Source organism: Pseudomonas arabinosi (genome assembly GCF_047758675.1).
GTDB lineage: Bacteria > Pseudomonadota > Gammaproteobacteria > Pseudomonadales > Pseudomonadaceae > Aquipseudomonas > Aquipseudomonas arabinosi.
Window position 1 is genome coordinate 3,117,845 of sequence record NZ_CP180480.1, and the last position, 20,346, is coordinate 3,138,190.

Genomic DNA, 20,346 nt, shown 5'->3' on the forward strand with positions numbered 1-20,346 from the left:
GGCATTCTGAATTCACTGAAGAGATCGAGACGTTTTTATGGAATGGATAGCTGACCCCACCGCGTGGCTGGGCCTGTTGACGTTGATTGTGCTGGAGCTGGTGCTGGGCATCGACAACCTGGTGTTTATCGCAATCCTCGCCGACAAACTGCCACCCGAGCAGCGCGATCGTGCGCGGATCATCGGTTTGTCCCTGGCGTTGCTGATGCGCCTGGGCCTGCTGGCGAGTATTTCTTGGCTGGTGACGCTGACTCAGCCGCTGGTCGAGGTGTTCGACAAGAGCTTCTCCGGCCGCGACCTGATCATGCTGTTCGGTGGTGTGTTCCTGTTGTTCAAGGCCACCATGGAATTGCACGAGCGGCTCGAAGGCCATATCGGCCAGCGCGCGTCAAACGCCGGTTATGCACTGTTCTGGCCGATCGTGGCGCAGATCGTGGTACTCGATGCAGTGTTCTCTCTGGATGCGGTGATTACCGCTGTGGGCATGGTCGATGAACTGGCGGTGATGATGATCGCCGTGATTATTTCCATCGGTCTGATGATCGTCGCCAGCAAGCCGCTGACCCGTTTCGTCAACGAACACCCGACAGTGATCATGCTGTGTCTGGGCTTTCTGATGATGATCGGCTTTGCGCTGACCGCTGAAGGCCTGGGTTTCCACATTCCTAAGGGCTACCTGTACGCGGCCATCGGCTTCTCGATCCTGATCGAGATTTTCAACCAGATCGCCCGGGCTCGCCGCAAAAAATCCATGCAGGGCCTGCGACCGATGCGTGAGCGCACGGCCCACGCCGTGATGCGTTTGCTCGGTGGCCGCAAACTGGCGGCGGAGGAGGTCGGCGAGGAGATTGCCGACTTGCTGGACAACGGTGAAGCGCCGAGCGCAGAACTGTTCGATCGTCGCGAGCGAGTGATGATCAGTGGTGTGCTGCAACTCGCCGAGCGACCGATCCGCACCTTGATGACCGTGCGTGCTGACATCGACTACATCGACCTCTCCGACGATGCCGACGCCATTCGCACGCGCCTGATGCATTCGTCCTATTCGCGCCTGCCGCTGATCCGCAATGGCGCAGTGGATGAGCCGCTGGGCTTCGTGCACAAGAAGGAATTGCTCAAGGAATACCTGGCCGGCAACTCGCCCGGTCTTGAGCATTTGGCGCGCAAGACCATCAACTTGCTGGACAGTTACTCGATCCTCAATGCCCTGGAGCAGATGCGCAAAGCCTCGACCCACATTGCGTTTGTGGTCAATGAATTCGGTGACTTCGTCGGCGTATTGACCATGACCGACATTCTCGAATCGATCGCCGGCGAGTTGCCCGACGCCAGCGAAATCGAGGGCCCGGATGTGGTCGAGGAGAAGGGTGGATTCATGGTCAGCGGCGCGTTGAACCTGGCGCGCGTGCGACAGCGGACCGGGTTTGCGGCAGAGCCCGGCGACGACTATCAGACCCTGGCCGGACTGGTGATGAGCTTGCTGGATCGCCTGCCGATGATCGGTGACAGCCATGAGTGGGAAGGCTGGCGGATGACCGTGGTGGCGGTTGAAGAGCGGCGGGTGACGCGCGTGTTGCTGGCGCGTATCGACGGGTAATTTTGCGCCGGATTTGAGGGGCCTTCGCGGGCTTGCTCGCGAAAGCGCTCAGTCCGGCGACAGACAACTCAAGCCCTGCCCACCTGGCGTGCTCGAGGCACAGTGCACAGGGTCCGCAGGGATTGACGCAACCACACCAGGTCATGGCTCGGTTTGCGAGCCGTGTGCTTGGGTTTCACCTTGCCAATGTGCCTGGCGAAGTCTTCCTGCAGGGTTTGCTCTGTGCCGATTCCCTTGAGCTTCTTCAGCAACTTCCCATCCTTGTAAAACAGCACGGTCGGAGTGCCAGTGACGTCCGGGTGGCGGGGGGAATCGCTGGTATTGAGCATGTAGATGTTCGCGTGATGGCGAAATCGTTCGCCAATCTCACGAAAAATCGGCCCGGCTGTTTCGCAGGCGGGGCAGTGTTGACTGCCGAAGTACAGGATCACCGGGCGCCAGGTTTTCAGGGCCTTGCGGTAGACCGGAGCTAGCGCTGCATGGGTGGTTGTCGAGCTCATTGAAATCTCCTTTTAACAAGGCCATTGACGGTCCGTCGACGGTAAAGGAAGGCGCAGGGATGGGTCTACTGTCAGAAATAACAGGTCGGTAGGTTTTCCTACGTAGACCTGGACACTCCTGACCGTGTTACAGGACCAACCCGACAGGACACACGGAAAGCTGGAAGCGTTTGGCGTGATACTTTTTGTTCATTCTTCAATGGAGACAGTCATGGACTGTGGAAAAGGAGTGTCTGAACAGATGAGTAGAAACCTGGAGCACAAGATCAATCCGCGAATCGAAGGGCTCAAAGCGGCAAATACTGAAGGCCTCCTTTATGACAAAAGGATAGAGGTAGATACGCTTCGGAGTGCTATTTTTAGCACTTCTAAAAGCACCCTAAGGAATAACTTCATGACACATATCGTGCTTTCGCAGGTGGTGGCGAGCATTTCTGAATTGAAAAAAAATCCTATGGGAACGGTCGCCGCCGGCGGTGGCCTGTCTGTTGCGATCCTTAACCGCAATGAGCCGGCTTTCTATTGTGTTCCCGCAAAAGAGTACGAAGCCATGATGAATCGCCTGGATGACTTGGAGTTACTTGCCCTTTGTAAAGAGCGGGAGAACGATCCAACCATAAAGGTTTCGATTGATGACCTATGAGCTGGAGTTTTCAGAAAAAGCCTGGAAAGAATGGAAAAAGCTCGGAGTAAACCTGAAGGAACAATTCAAAAGGAAACTTCAGGAGCATCTTGTAAACCCGCACGTTCCCGCTGACCGACTCAGCGGGCTTGGAAATGCTTACAAAATCAAGCTGCGTAGTGCCGGGTATCGAATGGTTTATCGCGTGCTCGATGATGTGCTGGTAGTGACCGTGATAGCAGTGGGGAAAAGAGAGCGGAGCGATGTTTACAAGGATGCAGCCGATCGCTGATCGGCCTTGTTAAGTTTATTGTCCGGCTGTCTTGTCTAGCGCAGCGCCGCACCGAATTAGCCCATCAAAACTCCAACTGTGAACCAGGTACCCGCACTTTGTAGCCAACGGTAGCGGTCGTTCACCTGTGCACTTCGTAACGTCGGTGTTGTATTTTTTTCCATCCATTTGATTCAAAACACTTTTCAATCTCCCCAACATTCCCCTCACATCCTGTGGCACACTTTCTGCTGTCTATTCCGTTGTTACACACCTACATCCGGTATAGCGGAATAACATCACCCTGGAGTGCTTGCCATGCATCGCCGACCTTCCTTGTTTAAAGCGTGTGTTTTTGTTCTCGCGGCTTCGGCTGCTGCCATGGGCGTGGTCCAGGCGGCGGACAGCAAGCTCGATAGCGTGCTGGCCCGCGGGAAACTGATTGTGGGCACGGGCAGTACCAATGCGCCGTGGCACTTCCAGGGAGCGGATGGCAAGTTGCAGGGTTTTGATATCGATATTGCGCGGATGGTGGCCAAGGGGTTGTTCAACGACCCGAGCAAGGTCGAGTTCGTGGTGCAGTCGTCTGATGCGCGGATTCCGAACCTGCTGACGGACAAGGTCGACATGAGCTGCCAGTTCATCACCGTGACTGCCAGCCGTGCCCAGCAAGTGGCGTTCACGCTGCCGTACTACCGCGAAGGTGTCGGCCTGCTGTTGCCGGCCAACAGTAAGTACAAGGAAATCGAAGACCTGAAAGCCGCCGGTGACGGCGTGACCGTGGCAGTGCTGCAGAACGTGTACGCCGAAGAACTGGTGCATCAGGCATTGCCCAAGGCCAAGGTCGATCAGTACGACAGCGTGGACTTGATGTATCAGGCGGTGAACTCCGGTCGCGCCGACGCCGCGGCCACCGATCAGTCGTCGGTGAAATACCTGATGGTGCAGAACCAGGGTCGCTATCGCAGCCCGGCTTATGCCTGGAGCCCGCAAACCTACGCGTGCGCGGTCAAACGCGGCGATCAGGACTGGCTGAACTTCGTCAACACGGTTTTGCATGAAGGCATGACAGGCGTGGAGTTCCCGGCCTACGCGGCGTCGTTCAAGCAGTGGTTCGGTGTCGATCTCCCGACTCCAGCCATCGGTTTCCCTGTCGAATTCAAATGATCCCGTGAGGGCGGGGCGGTTCCGATCGCCCCGTTCAAGGTACTGCTGACCATGAACTATCAGTTGAATTTTGCCGCCGTGTGGCGCGACTTCGACACCTTGCTGGCGGGGCTCGGTCTGGGCCTTGAGCTGGCGCTGGTGTCGATCGCCATCGGTTGCGTGATCGGCTTGATGATGGCGTTTGCTTTGCTGTCAAAGCACCGCGCATTGCGGGTGATGGCGTCGGTGTATGTGACGGTGATCCGTAACACGCCGATCCTGGTGTTGATTCTGTTGATCTACTTCGCCTTGCCGAGCCTGGGGATCCGTCTGGACAAGATCCCGTCGTTCATCATCACGCTGTCGCTGTATGCCGGGGCCTATCTGACCGAAGTGTTTCGCGGCGGGCTGTTGAGCATTCCCAAAGGCCAGCGGGAAGCCGGGTTGGCAATCGGTCTGGCCGAGTGGCAAGTCAAGGCGTACGTCACCGTGCCGGTGATGCTGCGCAATGTGCTGCCGGCCTTGTCGAACAACTTCATTTCGCTGTTCAAGGACACCTCGCTGGCCGCGGCGATTGCCGTGCCGGAGCTGACCTATTACGCGCGCAAGATCAATGTCGAGAGCTACCGGGTGATCGAAACCTGGCTGGTGACCACAGCGCTCTATGTGGCGGCCTGTTACCTCATTGCCATGATGCTGCGTTACCTCGAGCAGCGTCTGGCGATTCGCCGATAGGAGGCCCACATGTACGAATCCCCCAGTTGGTTGCATGAGTTATGGGTTGTCCGTGAAGTGTTGTGGCAAGGTTTTCTGACCAGTGTGCAGGTGTCGGCCCTGGCGATTCTGTTGGGCACGATGCTCGGCGTTGTTGCCGGTCTGGTGCTGACCTACGGCAGGTTCTGGATGCGCGCACCGTTTCGGTTTTACGTCGACATCATTCGCGGCACGCCGGTGTTTGTATTGGTGCTGGCCTGCTTCTACATGGCGCCGGCGCTGGGTTGGCAGATCAGCGCCTTTCAGGCCGGTGCGTTGGGGCTGACGCTATTTTGCGGCTCCCACGTCGCCGAGATCGTGCGCGGTGCGTTGCAAGCGCTGCCCAGTGGTCAGATGGAAGCGAGCAAGGCCATTGGCCTGACGTTTTATCAAGCGCTCGGTTACGTGTTGTTGCCTCAGGCGTTGCGGCAGATCTTGCCGACCTGGGTCAACTCGTCCACCGAGATCGTCAAAGCCTCCACGCTGCTGTCGGTGATCGGTGTGGCTGAATTGTTGCTCAGCACGCAACAGATCATCGCCCGGACCTTCATGACCCTCGAGTTTTACCTGTTCGCCGGATTTCTGTTTTTCGTCATCAACTACGCCATCGAATTACTCGGCCGGCACATTGAAAAGCGGGTGGCCTTGCCATGACTCAACCTTCGCTCTCTAACGTAAAAGCAGCTCAAAACGATCAGCCCCTGCTGGACATTCGCGGGTTGCACAAAAAGTACGGCCAGCTCGAAGTGCTCAAGGGCGTCGACCTGACCATGCAGCGCGGCAACGTCGTCACGCTGATCGGTTCCAGCGGCTCAGGCAAGACCACGCTGCTGCGTTGCGTGAACATGCTCGAAGAGTTCCAGGGCGGGCAGATCATGCTCGATGGCGAGTCCATCGGTTATGACGAGATCGACGGCAAGCGCGTGCGTCACCCGGAAAAAGTCATCGCCCGGCATCGGGCCATGACCGGCATGGCGTTCCAGCAGTTCAACCTGTTTCCGCACCTCACGGCGTTGCAGAACGTCACCCTCGGTTTGCTCAAGGTCAAAAAGCTGCACAAGGATGAAGCGGTGGCCCTGGCGGAAAAATGGCTGGAACGGGTCGGCTTGCTGGAACGCCGCGATCACTTCCCCGGTCAGTTGTCCGGTGGTCAACAGCAGCGTGTGGCGATTGCCCGGGCGATTGCGATGAACCCGAGCCTGATGCTGTTCGACGAAGTGACCTCGGCCCTCGATCCGGAACTGGTGGGCGAAGTGCTGAGTGTGATCAAAGGCCTGGCCGAGGACGGTATGACCATGCTGCTGGTGACCCACGAAATGCGCTTCGCTTTCGAGGTCTCGGACAAGATCGTCTTCATGAATCAGGGGCGGATCGAAGAGCAGGGGCCACCCAAGGAACTGTTCGAACGCCCGCAATCACCACGACTCGCGGAATTTCTCAAGAGCACGCGCTTCTGATTTTTTTCAGAAGCATATTCACTTTTTAATCAGGAGAAACACTCATGAGCATTACTCGTTACGGCACCGGCAGCACCGCCGGTGGCGGCCAGCCCCGTCCTTTCGCCCGCGCCGTTGAAGCCGGTGGCTGGCTGCACGTGTCCGGGCAAGTACCGGCGCTGGATGGCGAAATCATTGTGGGTGGCATCGTCGAACAGACTCACCAGACCATGAAGAATTTGATCGCGATTCTCGAAGAGGCTGGTTATGGCCTCGAAGATGTCGTGCGCACCGGTGTGTGGCTGGAAGACCCGCGGGATTTCTGGAGTTTCAACAAGGTGTTTTCCGAATACTTCAAAAGCGAACACGCACCGGCCCGGGCCTGTGTGCAGGCGAACATGATGGTCGATTGCAAGGTCGAGATTGACTGCATCGCGTACAAGAAAAAGGCCTGAACCTCGGTGACTTCATCGCGAGCAAGCTCGCTCCCACATTGGATCTTCAGTGTTCACACAATCCCTGTGGGCGCGAGCTTGCTCGCGATGGCGGCCTAACGGTCGACGCAGCACTCTGGTTAAACTCCCGGCCACTTTGAATGGGAACCTGAAGCAATGACCGAAGACACCATCAAGCGCCGGGCTCGCGGTCTGGACCGGGCATTCGATATCCTCGATTTCCTCAAGGAAGTCGGCAAGCCCCTGCGTCCGAACGAAATCGCCAGCGGCATTGGCAGCCCGAAATCCACGGTCTACGAACTGGTGGCCTCCCTGCTGGAACGACGGATTCTCGAGCCCGTGGGCAAGGACGGTCACGTCTACCTCGGGCGCCAACTGTACTTCCTCGGGCAAGCACATTTACGCCATTTCGACCTGACCCGAGAGGCCGATCACGCCTTGCAGGAGATCGTCAGCCAGACCCGCGAAACCGCGCAGATGTGCCTGCTCAACGGGCGTAAATATACCGTCGCGCTGATGAAAGAGGGCGAGCGGCATTTCCGCATTTCCTCGGACATCGGCGAGAACGCGCCGATTCCCTGGACCGCTTCCGGGCGCCTGCTGCTGGCGCACTTGAGCGACCAGGAAATCATCGATCTGATTGATCACGACGACTTCATCCTGCCCAACGGTGAACGCCTGCCGCTGGCGCAGTTTCTCCAGGAGATTCGTCAGGCTGGTATCGATGGCTTCTTCTCTTTCGATAGCGTTGCCGACACCTTTACCCATTGCTTCGCCGCCCCGGTCAAAGACCCGAACGGCGTGGCCATCGCGACCCTGTGCATCGTCGCCCCACGGGCCGATGCCAAGAACAATTACAACGACTATCGCCGGGTGCTGATTGACAGCGCCAACAGCCTGGCCCGTCGCATCAGTGAATAACAGCGGCTGCCTGCGGCCGCGAATGTGAGGAGTTCGACCATGTTTTCTGTCAAAAATACTGCCACCGTGGAAAAGGGCTTTGCCCACACGGGTGCCAACCTGGTCCGCGACGTCAGCCTGCCTGCGTTGGTGCTGCACCGCGAAGCGCTGGAACACAACATTCGCTGGATGCAGGACTTTGTCAGCAACAGCGGCGCGGAACTTGCGCCCCACGGCAAAACCAGCATGACCCCGGCGCTGTTTCGCCGGCAACTGGACGCCGGTGCCTGGGGCATCACCCTGGCCAGCGCCACCCAGACCCGAGCGGCTTACGCCCATGGTGTGCGTCGGGTGTTGATGGCGAACCAATTGGTGGGCACGCCGAACATGGCGCTGATCGCCGATCTGCTGGCAGACCCGACTTTCGACTTCCATTGCATGGTCGATCACCCGGACAACGTCGCTGACCTCGGAGCGTATTTCGCCTCCCGCGGTGTGCGCTTGAACGTGATGATCGAGTACGGCGTCGTCGGCGGTCGTTGCGGTTGCCGCACGGAAGACGAAGTGGTCGCGCTGGCCAACGCCATTGCTGCACAGCCGGCCCTGGCGCTGACCGGGATCGAAGGTTACGAAGGGGTGATTCACGGCGATCACGCGGTGAGCGGCATCCGTGCGTTCGCTGATTCTTTGGTGCGCCTGGCCGTGCAATTGCAGGACAGCGGCGCGTTCGCCATTCCCAAGCCGATCATCACGGCATCGGGTTCGGCCTGGTACGACTTGATCGCTGAATCCTTCGAAGCGCAGAACGCCGGCGGGCGTTTCCTCAGCGTGCTGCGTCCTGGCAGCTACGTAGCTCACGACCATGGCATCTACAAAGAAGCGCAATGCTGCGTGCTCGACCGCCGCAGTGATCTGCACGAAGGCCTGCGCCCGGCGCTGGAAGTCTGGGCTCACGTGCAGTCGTTGCCGGAGCCGGGTTTTGCGGTGATCGCCCTGGGTAAACGCGACGTGGCTTACGACGCCGGGTTGCCGGTGCCGTTGTTGCGTTACAAGGCGGGTGTGGTGCCGGCGACGGGCGACGACGTCAGCGCCTGCAAGGTGACGGCAGTGATGGACCAGCATGCGTTCATGACTGTGGCGCCGGGGGTTGAGTTGCGGGTGGGGGATATTATTTCCTTTGGTACTTCGCACCCGTGCCTCACGTTCGACAAGTGGCGTATCGGGTGTCTGGTGGATGAGCAACTGAATGTCATCGAGACCATGGAAACCTGTTTCTAAGGCTCCAGACCGAGGCGCGGCCATCGCGAGCAAGCTCGCTCCCACAGGGAACGCATTCCATTGTGGGAGCGAGCTTGCTCGCGATGACGGCCGGCCAGACAACACAGAAACACCAGAGACCCCACGATGAACACCATCAACACCCTTGGCCCCAACACCCCGCGCATCGCCCTGATCGGCGAATGCATGATCGAGTTGCAGCAACGCGCCGACGGCAGCCTGCAACAGAGTTTCGGTGGCGATACCTTGAACACGGCGGTCTACCTGTCCCGGGAGTTGGGCGAGGGCGGCACGGTGGATTACGTCACCGCCCTGGGCGACGACAGTTTCAGCGATGCCATGTGCCAGAGCTGGGCTGACGAAAACATCGGGCTGGGCATGGTCCAGCGCTTGCCCGGTCGCTTGCCCGGCTTGTATTGCATCCAGACTGACGCTGCCGGCGAACGGCGTTTTCTTTACTGGCGCAACGAGGCGGCAGCCCGCGATTGTTTCACCACCCCGGCCGCCGCGCCGATCCTGACGGCACTGCCGGATTACGATGTGCTGTATTTCAGTGGCATCACCCTGGCGGTACTGGGTGTGCAAGGTCGGGAGAAGTTACTGGAAACCCTGATCGAAGCCCGGCAGCGGGATGCGCGGATCGTGTTCGACAACAACTACCGGCCACGTTTATGGGCGTCGGTCGAGGACGCACGGGCGGCCTATCGCAGCGTTCTGCCCTATGTCGACCTGGCGTTGCTGACCGTCGATGACGAGCAGGCGCTGTTTGATTTTTCCGATTGCGCGGCGGTGTTTACCGCTTACGAGCAGATTGGCACGCCCGAAGTGGTTCTCAAGCGTGGCGCCGAGGCGTGTCTGATTCGTTGTGATGGCGAGTCGTTCGAGGTGCCGGCGCAGGTGGTCGAGCGGGTGGTGGACACCACGGCGGCGGGGGATTCATTTAGCGCGGCGTATTTGGCCAGTCGCCTGAAAGGAGGTAGCCCGGTTGAGGCTGCTGAAGCGGGGCATCGGTTGGCGAGTCGGGTGATTCAGGTGCCGGGAGCACTGATCCCAAAAGATGGGACTGCTGCGCAGTCCAACGGGGATAAATCCCCTCGCCACAAATAAATCCTTCACCCCTCGGGCCTTTAAGCCAACCGATCAATCCCGGTAAAACACCTGCACCAGGTGATAGCCGAACTTGCTCTTGATCGGTCCGTGCACCACGCGCAACGGTTTTTTGAAAATCACGGCATCGATGACCCCGACCATCTGCCCGGGCCGCACTTCACCCAGGTCGCCGCCGCGCTTGCCGGACGGGCAGGTGGAATACTTCTTGGCCAGCACATCAAAGGCTTCGCCCTTGGCGATGCGTTGTTTGAGCTGTTCGGCTTCTTCCGAGGTTTTCACCAGAATATGGCGGGCTTGAGCTTTCATTGGGGCAGGTACCTTGCAACGGTGGTGGCTATGTGGGTGCCAGCGGGGGCGCGCGATTATGCCTTAACTCAGTCCGGTTGGCCGATCATCGCGCGAATCTTGTTGGCCAACAGGTCAATGGAAAAGGGCTTGGTCACCATGTCCATGCCTTCCTCCAGGAAGCCCTGGCGCTCGGCGGCTTTTTCCGCGTAACCGGTCATGAACAGCACTTTGAGCTCGGGGCGGTGCTGGCGCGCAATCTCCGCCAGTTGCCGACCGTTCATCCCCGGCAGTCCGACATCGGTGACCAGCAAATCGACCCGCAGGCCGGATTCCAGCAGGGGCAGGGCGGTCTTCGCGTCTTCGGCTTCATGGGCGTGGTAGCCCAGCTCGTTGAGCAGGTCGAGCACCAGCATGCGCACCGCCGGATCATCCTCCACCAACACCACGGTTTCACCGGCAATCGCGGCCGGCGCTTCGCTGGTGACCGGCATCAGGACGTTTTCAGGCTCTGCGGCGTGCAGCCGCGGCAGGTACAGGCGAACGCTGGTGCCCTGGCCAGGCAAGCTGAACAGGCTGACATGCCCACCCGACTGCTGGGCAAATCCATAGATCATCGACAACCCAAGACCGGTGCCCTGGCCGATGGGTTTGGTGGTGAAGAACGGGTCGAAGGCCTTGGCCAGCACCGACGGTGTCATGCCGGTACCGTTGTCGCTGACGGCAATCATCAGATAATCCCCGGCCTTGACCGGTTCCAGGGTGTTGATGTCACTGCTGTCGAGGTAAACGTTGGCGGTTTCGATCCGCAACTCGCCGCCATCGGGCATGGCGTCCCGGGCGTTGATCACCAGATTGAGCAGGGCATTTTCCAGCTGGCTGACGTCGGTGCTGACCGGCCAGACGTCATCGGCCAGTTGCAGTTTGAGCTCGATGTGGTCGCCTTTGGTCCGGCTGAGCAGATCTTCCAGGGAATGGATCAGATCGTTGGCGTTCAGCGGCTTGCGGTCCAGTGACTGACGCCGGGAAAACGCCAGCAGGCGATGGGTCAGGGCGGCAGCGCGGTTGGCCGAAGACACTGCCGCTTCGGTGAAACGGCCCACCTCGGCGGCGCGCCCGTCGGCGATGTAGCGCTGCATCAAGTCGAGGCTGCCGATGATCCCGGTGAGCATATTGTTGAAGTCATGGGCGATGCCGCCGGTGAGCTGACCGAGCGCTTCCATCTTCTGTGCATGGCGCAACGCCTCTTCGGCGCGCTCGCGTTCGAACATCTCGTTCTGCAGTCGCTGGTTGGCTTCGGCCAGTTGTTGGGTGCGGGCGGCAACTCGTTCCTCGAGCGTTTCGTTGAGATTGCGCAGGGCTTCTTCGGTCTGTTTGCGCTCGGTTTCGTCAATCACAAAGATATAGAAACCATTCACCGCGCCATCCGCACCGTGGCGCGGCAAGTAGTTCATCAGGGCATGGCGGATGCTGCCGTCACGGTGCGGGGTGCGGATGCTGAAACAACAAGGCTTGCCGGACAGCGCCTGGGCGATGTATTCGGCGCGCAAGGCATAGGCTTCTTCACCCAATACTTCACGGATGGTCTTGCCAAAGAGCTCCTGAGGCGTCAGTCCGTACCAATCGAGGTAGGCCGCATTGTTCAGGCGAAAGCGTTCCTCGCTGTCCACGTAGCTGATCAGGATCGGCATGGCGTTGATGATCAGTTGCAGCTCGGTCTGACTTTGCCGCAAGGCCTGCTCGGTGTGTTTACGTTCCGTCAGGTCCAGGGCGGCGCCGAGGAAGCGGATCGGCCGGCCATGGTGGTCCTTGTAGCAACGACCCCGGGCAAACACCCAGCGCAACTGACCGTCGGCTTGCAGCAGGCGATATTCCTCGGCGTACTCGGTGCCGTGGGTGATGGAGTGCTTGATGCTGCGGGCGACCATGGCGCGGTCTTCCGGGTGCACTCCATGAAGGTAGGCGCTGATGGGCAACTGATTGGCGAGCAGCGGGTCGACACCGTGTAACTGAGCGAAATGGGTGTCGGCAATGAAGCGGTCTTCACCGATGTCCCAGTCCCAGGTGCCGACGGCGTCGGTGGCCGCGAGGGCCAGTTGCAGGCGCTCCTCGGTTTCGTGCTGGGCCTTGAGGCTGGCGGCCGAACGCTGCTCGAGTTCGAGGGCGATGCGTCGGCGCTCGTTGGTTTCGATGGCAGTGACCAGAATCCCGGCGACCTGGGCGCTTTCATCGCGGATGGGGCTGTAGGTCAGGTCCAGCCAGAAGTCGGAATCATGGCCATCACGCTGCAAGGTGAAGCGCTGCTCACTGTAGGTCCGCACCTGCCCTTGTAGGACGGCGCTGTAAATGGGGTCGGTAAAGTCTTTTAACTCAGGCCAGATCAGGTGTGTCGGCTGTCCGAATGCGTGTGGATGCTTGCTGCCGGCCAGGAGGGCGAAGCCGTCGTTGTAGATCTGCGTGAGCTGCGGGCCCCACAGCAACAGCATGGGCATCGGCGAATGAATCACGATATCCACGGCGGTTCGCAAGCTCTGCGGCCAGGTACTGGCAGCGCCCAGCGGGCTGCGTCTCCAGTCCAGTCGGGCAATCAAGGCTTGGGCATCGCTGCCGGTCGGTGATGCGTTCATCAAGATGTCCTGCACTTAAGTCGGTGTAGCGGTGTCAACTATCCTTGTACCGCAGTAGACGCTGGATGACCCAATTTGGGTCATTTTTATTCATTGAATGCTTCGCGGGTGCTTTTTGCCATGGAAATCGATGCACTGTTAAGGCTCCTGGCCAGCCAGAATGGCTCCGATCTTTATCTGTCTACCGGTGCGCCACCCAGCGCACGGTTCGAGGGTGTGCTCAAGCCTTTGGCCGATCAGCCGTTCAAACCGGGAGAAGTCGCGGCCATTGCCGCGTCCATCATGGACGCCGAACAGCGTCTGGAGTTCGACCGGGAGCTGGAGATGAACCTGGCCATCTCTTTGCCTGGTGTCGGGCGCTTTCGGGTCAATATCTTCAAACAACGCAACGATGTGTCGATCGTGGCGCGCAACATCAAGCTCGACATTCCGCGTTTCGAAGACCTCAAGCTGCCGCCGGTGCTGCTCGAAACGGTGATGCTCAAACAAGGACTGATGCTGTTCGTCGGCGCTACCGACTCGGGCAAGTCAACCTCGCTGGCGGCATTGATCGACTACCGCAATCGCCACAGCAGTGGCCACATCATCACCATCGAAGACCCGGTCGAGTACATCCACCGGCACAAGAAGTCGATCATCAACCAGCGCGAGGTCGGCGTCGATACCCGCAGTTTTCACGCCGCATTGAAAAATACCCTGCGCCAGGCACCGGACGTCGTGCTGATCGGCGAAATTCGTGACCGCGAGACGATGGAGCATGCACTGGCGTTTGCCGATACCGGTCATCTGGTTATCTCCACGCTGCATGCGCACAACGCCCATCAGGCGCTGGACCGGATTATCAACTTCTTTCCAGAGGAGCGTCGCACGCAGTTGCTTCATGATCTGGGCAACAACCTGAAAGCGTTCGTGTCTCAGCGCCTGGTGCATACCCGCAACGGTCAGCGACGGGCGGCGGTGGAGGTGATGCTGGGTACGCCGACCATTGGCGATCTGATCCGGCGCAATGAGTTTTCAGAACTGAAGGGGATCATGGAGAAGTCTGTGGAGCTGGGCATGCAGACGTTTGACTGTGCACTTTACGCGCTGGTCGTCGAGGGGGCGATCAATGAGGAAGAAGCGTTGAAGCATGCGGATTCGGTGAACAATTTGCGCCTGCGGCTGAAGCTGCACGCCGAAGCATCACCAGGCCCCCATGCACCGCCGGGTGAATGGGGACTCATGGACTGACACTGCGCCGATCAACTGTGGGAGCGAGCTTGCTCGCGATGGCGCCGGATCAGTCACTCTAATGTTGAATGACACACCGCTATCGCGAGCAAGCTCGCTCCCACAGTGGATTTTTTCAGTCCTTTAGTTCCGGGCGGTTTCGGAACTGCTCAAGCGCCTCGGGATTAGCCAAGGCATCGGTGTTCTTCACCTTCTGGCCGTGCACCACATTTCGTACGGCCAACTCGACAACCTTGCCACTGATCGTCCGTGGAATGTCCGTCACCGCGACAATCTTCGCCGGCACATGCCGCGGTGTGGTGTTGGCGCGGATGACTTGGCGGATCTCTTGTTGCAGCGCTTCGTCCAGTTCGACGCCCTCGCGCAATCGCACGAACAGCACCACCCGCACGTCATCCTGCCATTGCTGACCGATGGCCACGCTGTCCAGAACCTGTGGGACTTTTTCCACCTGACGGTAGATTTCCGCGGTACCGATGCGCACGCCGCCGGGGTTGAGCACGGCGTCGGAGCGTCCGTGGATCATCATCGCGCCATGGGGCAATTGTTCCGCGTAATCGCCTTGGGCCCAGACCCCGGGGAACTGACTGAAATACGAGGCGCGAAGCTTTTCCTGCTGAGGGTCATTCCAGAACCCGATGGGGATGGCCGGGAAGTGCCGGGTGCACACCAGCTCACCTTTTTCGCCGATGACCGGCTGGCCGTTGTCGTTCCAGACTTCCACCGCCATGCCCAGGCTTTTGCCTTGTATCTCGCCACGGCGTACCGGTTGCAGCGGATTGCTGTTCACAAAGCACGAAACGATGTCGGTGCCACCGGACATCGAGGCCAGGCACAGGTCAGGCTTGAGGTCGCGGTAGACGTAGTCGTAACTCTGCGGCGACAACGCGGAACCGGTGCACAGCAGGGTTTTGAGGCTGCTCAGGTCATGGCTTTCGCGAGGTTTGATGCCGCTGCTTTCCAGGGTCGCGAGGTACTTGGGGCTGGTGCCGAAGACACTGATGCGTTCGTCGTCGATCAGGTCGATCAAGCGCTCGGGGGCGGGATGAAACGGCGAGCCGTCGTACAGCACCACCGTGCTGTCCACGGCCAGCGCCGAGACCAGCCAGTTCCACATCATCCAGCCGCAGGTGGTGTAGTAGAACAACCGGTCGCCGGGGCCGAGGTCGCAATGCAATCCGTGTTCCTTGACGTGTTGCAGCAACACGCCGCCGGTGCTGTGAATGATGCATTTCGGCACGCCGGTGGTGCCGCTGGAATAGAGGATGTACAGCGGATGCGCGAAGGGCACGGGGACGAATTCCGGTTCGCTGCCCACGTCGTAGAAATCATCCCAGAGCGTCACGTTGGCCCGGGTGTGGAAGTGTTCGATGTGCGCTTGCGGCCGGGCGTAAGGCACGACAATCAACTGCTGCAAGGACGGCAAGCGTTCGAGGATTTCATTGACCTTGGCGGTCTGGTCGATCTCTTTGCCGGCATAGCGGTAACCGGCGCAGGTGATCAGCACTTTGGGCTCGATCTGGCCGAAGCGATCGATTACGCCCTGGGTGCCGAAGTCCGGTGAGGAGCAGGACCATATCGCTCCCAAACTGGTGGTGCCGAGCATCGCCACGAGGGTTTGCCAGGTGTTCGGCATGCACGCCGCGACGCGGTCACCGAGGCCGACACCGGCGGCTTTCAAGCTGTTCTGAAACCCGGCGACATGCTCGGCCAGTTCTGCCCAGGTCAGGTGTTCACGCTGGCCGTTCTCGCCGATGGCAATGACCGCTACGGCATCGTCGCGACGGCGCATCAGGTGTTCGGCGAAGTTCAGGGTGGCGCCGGGAAACCATTGGGCGCTGGGCATTTGCGCGCCCTCAACCAGTACAGCGTCCGGTTGATCGTGGAAACGGATGTCGAAGAAATCGACGATGGCCTGCCAGAACGCTTCACGCTGGTCGATGGACCATTGATGCAGGGCAGGGTAGTCGTCGACGTGGAGGTGGTGTCGCTGATTGATGAAGCGCCGGAAGGCCTCCATGCGGGTCTTGCCGATGCGCTTGGCGCCGGGTTGCCACAGGATCTCGGACATGGCTTGCCTCTTCTTGTTGTTCTCTCGTTGTCAGATCGTTCCCACGCTCCGCGTGGGAATGCAGCCCGGGACGCTCCGCGTCCCTAAAGCGGACGCAGAGCGTCCATTGAGGCATTCCCACGCGGAGCATGGGAACGATCAGTGCCGGGATTGGTGGTGGGTTACTGCGCCAACCACCCACCATCAATATTCCACGCCGCGCCACGCACCTGGCTACCGGCCTCGCTGCACAAAAACAGCACCAGTTCGCCCAATTGTGGCGGCGTCACAAACTCCAGCGAAGGCTGTTTCTCGGCCAGCAAATCATGCTGCGCCTGTTGCGGGTCGATCCCTTTGGCGATGCGGTCATCAATCTGCTTCTGCACCAGTGGCGTCAGCACCCAGCCCGGGCAGATGGCGTTGCAGGTGACGTTGGTGGTCGCCGTTTCCAAACCCACCACCTTGGTCAAACCGATCACTCCATGTTTGGCCGCTACGTAAGCCGCCTTGCCGACGGACCCGACCTGGCCGTGCACCGAAGCGATGTTGATGATCCGTCCCCAGCCCTTGGCGCGCATGCCTGGCAAACTCAAACGGGTGCTGTGGAATACCGATGACAGGTTGATCGCAATGATCGAATCCCAGCGCTCCACCGGGAAGTCTTCCACCGGCGCCACATGCTGAATGCCGGCGTTGTTGACCAGGATGTCCACGCCGCCAAACTCACGCTCGGCGTAGGCGATCATGTCGGCGATCTGCTCAGGGTTGCTCACGTCAGCCGGGTGATGGCCAACCTTGCCACCGAATTGCTCGACCTCGGCAATCACCTTGGACGCATCACCGAAACCGTTGAGGATCAGATTGGCGCCAGCCTTGGCCAGGCTGAGGGCGATGCCCAGGCCGATACCGCTGGTGGAACCGGTGACCAGTGCAGTCTTGCCGGAAAGAGTTGTCATGAATACCTCACACAATGCCAGTGGCGTAGAAAGTACCGATCACCACAAAAACCGCCAGGGTCTTGATCAGCGTAATACAGAAAATGTCTTTGTAGGCTTCGCGGTGGGTCAGGCCGGTGACCGCCAGCAAGGTAATCACCGCGCCGTTGTGCGGCAGGGTGTCCATGCCGCCACTGGCCATCGCGGCCACCCGGTGCAGCACTTCCAGCGGGATATTGGCGGCATGGGCCGCAGCGATGAAGTCATTGGCCATGGCCGCCAGCGCAATGCTCATACCGCCCGACGCAGAACCGGTGATGCCGGCCAGCAGGGTGACGGTAATCGCTTCGTTGACCAGCGGATTGGGAATGCTCTTGAGCCAGTCGGCCAATACCAGGAAGCCCGGCAAGGAGGCGATCACTGCGCCAAATCCATACTCCGATGCGGTGTTCATCGCCGCCAGCAACGAACCGCCGACCGCGCTTCTGCTGCCTTCGGCCAACTTGCCACGAATCGCCTGGAAGCCGAACACCAGCACCATGATGATGCCGACCAGCAAGGCTGCCTGAACGGCCCAGATCGCCGTGAGTTTGGCGATGTCGGTGGTCACCGGCGCGGCCATGCCCGGCAGCGCGAGGCTGTGGGTCTTGCCGTACCACTGCGGAATCCACTGGGTAAACAGCAGGTTCATGATGCCGACGGCCAGCAGCGGCGACACGGCGATCCACGGGTTGGGCAGTTTGATGTCGGCCGCGGTTTCCGGCTCGTTGCGCAGTTCGGTGCCATAACCCTCACCGGCGCGCTGCGCCTTGTTGCGCTGGCGCTGCAGAAACAGCATGCCGGCGCAGACCACGAAGATCGAGCCGATCAAGCCCAGCCAGGGCGCGGCCCAGGCGGTGGTGTTGAAGAAGGTGCTGGGGATGATGTTCTGGATTTGCGGGGTGCCGGGCAGGGCGTCCATGGTGAACGAGAATGCGCCGAGGGCGATGGTCGCCGGGATGAGTCGCTTGGGAATATTGCTCTGGCGGAACATTTCAGCGGCAAACGGGTAGACCGCGAACACCACCACGAACAGCGACACGCCGCCGTAAGTCAGCAGGGCGCAGACCAGTACGATCACCAGCATCGCCTGACTCGTGCCGAGCAGGCGAATTGCCGCTGCGACGATGGAGCGCGAAAAGCCCGACAGCTCGATCAGCTTGCCGAACACTGCACCGAGCAGGAACACCGGGAAATACAGTTTGATGAAGCCGACCATTTTCTCCATGAACACCCCGGTGAAAGCGGGGGCGACGGCGGAAGGGTCGGTGAGCAGAACGGCGCCGAGGGCGGCAATCGGGGCGAAGAGGATAACGCTGTAGCCACGGTAAGCCGCGAGCATTAGCAGCGTGAGCGCTGCCAAGGCAATGATCACACTCATGGTGTGTCTCCTGGATTGTTATTTTTGTAGGGTGGAACTGTTGTGGGAGAGGGCTTTAGCGAGTTTCGTGCCAGACATGCAAGTTATTGAAATATAAGGATATATGTAGAATATTTGAGTTGAGTTTCAGTTGGTTGTCTCTAGTTTGAGACTTGTGTCGGTAATGCCGGCCTCATCGCGAGCAAGCTCGCTCCCACAGTTGACCGCATTCTTACGCACAACTCGGTCAACCTGTGGGAGAGAGCTTGCTCGCGATGTTCTGTCTACAAGTGGAGATGTATGTCTCTTTATTGAGACTCAGCAATCCCCAACGCCACCATCTTCTTGTACAACGTTGACCGCCCCAGCCCCAACCGCGCCGCTGCTTCAACAACCTTCCCGCCACATTGCGCAAGGGTGCTTTCAATCAACTGCCGATCAAACCGCTCCCGGGCCTCACTGAAAGTCTCATGCGTAACCGGCTCAATCGTGACAGGCGCCACGCGCTCTACCGGTGTGAATGTACCAATTGCCGCGCGGATATCGGTGGCATTCAGCATCAAGTCATCACTGAGCAGTGCGGCGCGTTCGAGCACGTTGCGCAGTTCACGAATGTTCCCCGGCCAGGCATGTTGACCCAGCAGGTCCAGGGCTTCGCGGTTCAATTCGTGTTGACTGCGCAGTTCTTCCAGAATCGCTTCACTGAGAGCCGGCAGGTCATCGAGTCGATCACGCAGCGGCGGGACCTGGATCGGCAGCACGTTGAGGCGGTAATACAAGTCGGCGCGAAACTCTCCTCGTTTGATCGCGGCTTCCAGATCCGTGGAGGTCGCGGCAATCACCCGCACATCGCTCTGGATCACTTCGTTGGAGCCCACCGGTTCGAATTCTTTTTCCTGCAATACCCGCAGCAGTTTGCTTTGCAGTGGCAACGGCATGTCGCCGATTTCATCGAGAAACAGGGTGCCGCCCTGGGCAATCTGCAACTTGCCAGCGCGGCCCTTGCGATCAGCACCGGTAAACGCGCCGGGCGCGGTGCCGAAGAATTCCGCTTCCAGCAACGATTCGGGAATCGCCGCGCTGTTGATGCTGACGAAGGCTTTGTGCGCGCGCGGCGAAGCGCCGTGGATCGCCTGGGCCAGCAGCTCTTTGCCGGTGCCGGTTTCACCGAGCAGCAATACCGGAGACTCGGCGCTCGCGCTGCGCCGGGCGCGGCGTTTGACTTCGAGGCTGGCGGCGCTGGTGCCGATGAAGTGCGCGAAGTTGTACTTGGTCTGCCGCGCCCGCAACAGCGAGCGGGTGGACGCCAATTCTTCCTGCATGCTCATGTAGCGCTTGAGCATCGGCGAGAGGCTGCGTAATTCGTCGAACAGCGCAAACCCGATGGCGCCGATCACCACGCCGGCGTCGTCGTGAATCGGCAGGCGCATGACCACCAGTGGTTCTTTGGGGGTGTCTTGCATGTCGAGCAGGATCGGCCGACCGGTGCGCACCACCTCGCGCAACAGACTGCCGGGGATCACGCTTTCGCAGGCCTTGCCGATCGCCACTTCCGCCGATTCCAGGCCGAAGCGTCGGGCATAACGCTCGTTCATCCAGACAATGTTGGCGTCGCGGTCGACAATCACCGTGCCTTCACTCGACTGCTCGATGATCTCGAACAATGAACGGATCGCCAGCAAGCGAACGCGCTGATAGTCCTTGAGGCTTTCGGTGGTGTTCATGGGCTTCATGTCCAGAATGTGTAGTGTC

19 protein-coding genes are annotated in these 20,346 nt (G+C 59.6%); 12 read left to right on the top strand and 7 right to left on the bottom strand.

The genetic code is table 11. The features are described 5' to 3' along the window. Positions 1–37 precede the first annotated feature (37 nt). Positions 38–1,597: a TerC family protein gene (locus ACMXYJ_RS14655; protein WP_415760393.1), complete on the top strand. Its 1,560-nt coding sequence runs from the start codon at positions 38–40 to the stop codon at positions 1,595–1,597. Positions 1,598–1,665: 68 nt separating this feature from the next. On the opposite strand, the gene ACMXYJ_RS14660 is transcribed toward ACMXYJ_RS14655, so the two are convergent. Further along, positions 1,666–2,097 carry a thioredoxin family protein gene (locus tag ACMXYJ_RS14660; RefSeq protein ID WP_415760394.1) on the bottom strand — a complete coding sequence of 144 codons (432 nt, stop codon included), beginning with the start codon at positions 2,095–2,097 and terminating at the stop codon, positions 1,666–1,668. 394 nt (positions 2,098–2,491) lie between these two features. Between ACMXYJ_RS14660 and ACMXYJ_RS14665 the strand changes: the two genes are divergently transcribed. The 10 genes from ACMXYJ_RS14665 to ACMXYJ_RS14710 all read left to right on the top strand — a co-directional run bounded on the left by ACMXYJ_RS14665 (position 2,492) and on the right by ACMXYJ_RS14710 (position 10,065). Continuing rightward, complete coding sequence (locus tag ACMXYJ_RS14665; RefSeq protein WP_095129765.1) at positions 2,492–2,740, top strand: type II toxin-antitoxin system Phd/YefM family antitoxin; 249 nt, start codon at positions 2,492–2,494, stop codon at positions 2,738–2,740. After that, positions 2,730–3,011 (top strand): type II toxin-antitoxin system RelE family toxin, encoded by a 282-nt coding sequence (locus ACMXYJ_RS14670; protein WP_415760395.1) that lies wholly within the window; start codon positions 2,730–2,732, stop codon positions 3,009–3,011. Before ACMXYJ_RS14665 ends, ACMXYJ_RS14670 begins: the two co-directional genes overlap by 11 nt. Before the next feature lie 297 nt (positions 3,012–3,308). Next, entirely contained in the window at positions 3,309–4,157 is an 849-nt protein-coding gene (locus tag ACMXYJ_RS14675) for a transporter substrate-binding domain-containing protein (protein ID WP_415760396.1), read from the top strand. A gap of 51 nt (positions 4,158–4,208) precedes the next feature. Then, on the top strand, positions 4,209–4,871 hold the full coding sequence (locus ACMXYJ_RS14680) for an amino acid ABC transporter permease (RefSeq protein ID WP_415760397.1): 663 nt from the start codon (positions 4,209–4,211) through the stop codon (positions 4,869–4,871). Positions 4,872–4,880: 9 nt separating this feature from the next. After that, complete coding sequence (locus ACMXYJ_RS14685; protein WP_415760398.1) at positions 4,881–5,543, top strand: amino acid ABC transporter permease; 663 nt, start codon at positions 4,881–4,883, stop codon at positions 5,541–5,543. Continuing rightward, positions 5,540–6,346 carry an amino acid ABC transporter ATP-binding protein gene (locus ACMXYJ_RS14690; RefSeq protein WP_415760399.1) on the top strand — a complete coding sequence of 269 codons (807 nt, stop codon included), beginning with the start codon at positions 5,540–5,542 and terminating at the stop codon, positions 6,344–6,346. The genes ACMXYJ_RS14685 and ACMXYJ_RS14690 overlap by 4 nt, the downstream gene beginning before the upstream one ends. 44 nt (positions 6,347–6,390) lie before the next feature. Continuing rightward, the gene (locus ACMXYJ_RS14695) at positions 6,391–6,780 is read left to right on the top strand and encodes a RidA family protein (protein ID WP_415760400.1); all 390 of its coding nucleotides are present in this window, start codon (positions 6,391–6,393) and stop codon (positions 6,778–6,780) included. Between the two features lie 156 nt (positions 6,781–6,936). Beyond that, positions 6,937–7,701, top strand: coding sequence for an IclR family transcriptional regulator (locus ACMXYJ_RS14700; protein WP_415760401.1), 765 nt, complete (start codon positions 6,937–6,939; stop codon positions 7,699–7,701). A 39-nt stretch (positions 7,702–7,740) separates the two neighbouring features. Further along, complete coding sequence (locus ACMXYJ_RS14705) at positions 7,741–8,958, top strand: amino acid deaminase (RefSeq protein WP_415760402.1); 1,218 nt, start codon at positions 7,741–7,743, stop codon at positions 8,956–8,958. 126 nt (positions 8,959–9,084) lie between these two features. Further along, positions 9,085–10,065 carry a sugar kinase gene (locus ACMXYJ_RS14710; protein ID WP_415760403.1) on the top strand — a complete coding sequence of 327 codons (981 nt, stop codon included), beginning with the start codon at positions 9,085–9,087 and terminating at the stop codon, positions 10,063–10,065. Positions 10,066–10,098: 33 nt separating this feature from the next. Here ACMXYJ_RS14710 and ACMXYJ_RS14715 read toward each other — a convergent pair whose 3' ends face one another. Further along, entirely contained in the window at positions 10,099–10,374 is a 276-nt protein-coding gene (locus ACMXYJ_RS14715; protein WP_007898282.1) for a peptidylprolyl isomerase, read from the bottom strand. Positions 10,375–10,442: 68 nt separating this feature from the next. Next, positions 10,443–12,980: a PAS domain-containing hybrid sensor histidine kinase/response regulator gene (locus ACMXYJ_RS14720; RefSeq protein WP_415760404.1), complete on the bottom strand. Its 2,538-nt coding sequence runs from the start codon at positions 12,978–12,980 to the stop codon at positions 10,443–10,445. A 120-nt stretch (positions 12,981–13,100) separates the two neighbouring features. Here ACMXYJ_RS14720 and ACMXYJ_RS14725 point away from each other — a divergent pair, with 120 nt between their 5' ends. After that, positions 13,101–14,210: a PilT/PilU family type 4a pilus ATPase gene (locus ACMXYJ_RS14725; protein ID WP_415760405.1), complete on the top strand. Its 1,110-nt coding sequence runs from the start codon at positions 13,101–13,103 to the stop codon at positions 14,208–14,210. Positions 14,211–14,325: 115 nt separating this feature from the next. Here ACMXYJ_RS14725 and ACMXYJ_RS14730 read toward each other — a convergent pair whose 3' ends face one another. From ACMXYJ_RS14730 to ACMXYJ_RS14745, 4 genes are all read right to left on the bottom strand, one after another. Continuing rightward, entirely contained in the window at positions 14,326–16,281 is a 1,956-nt protein-coding gene (locus tag ACMXYJ_RS14730; RefSeq protein ID WP_415760406.1) for an acetoacetate--CoA ligase, read from the bottom strand. Between the two features lie 161 nt (positions 16,282–16,442). Then, positions 16,443–17,216: a 3-hydroxybutyrate dehydrogenase gene (hbdH, locus tag ACMXYJ_RS14735; protein WP_415760407.1), complete on the bottom strand. Its 774-nt coding sequence runs from the start codon at positions 17,214–17,216 to the stop codon at positions 16,443–16,445. 7 nt (positions 17,217–17,223) lie between these two features. Further along, complete coding sequence (locus ACMXYJ_RS14740) at positions 17,224–18,615, bottom strand: GntP family permease (RefSeq protein ID WP_415760408.1); 1,392 nt, start codon at positions 18,613–18,615, stop codon at positions 17,224–17,226. Positions 18,616–18,902: 287 nt separating this feature from the next. Next, positions 18,903–20,318: a sigma-54 interaction domain-containing protein gene (locus tag ACMXYJ_RS14745; RefSeq protein ID WP_415760409.1), complete on the bottom strand. Its 1,416-nt coding sequence runs from the start codon at positions 20,316–20,318 to the stop codon at positions 18,903–18,905. Positions 20,319–20,346: the final 28 nt, after the last annotated feature.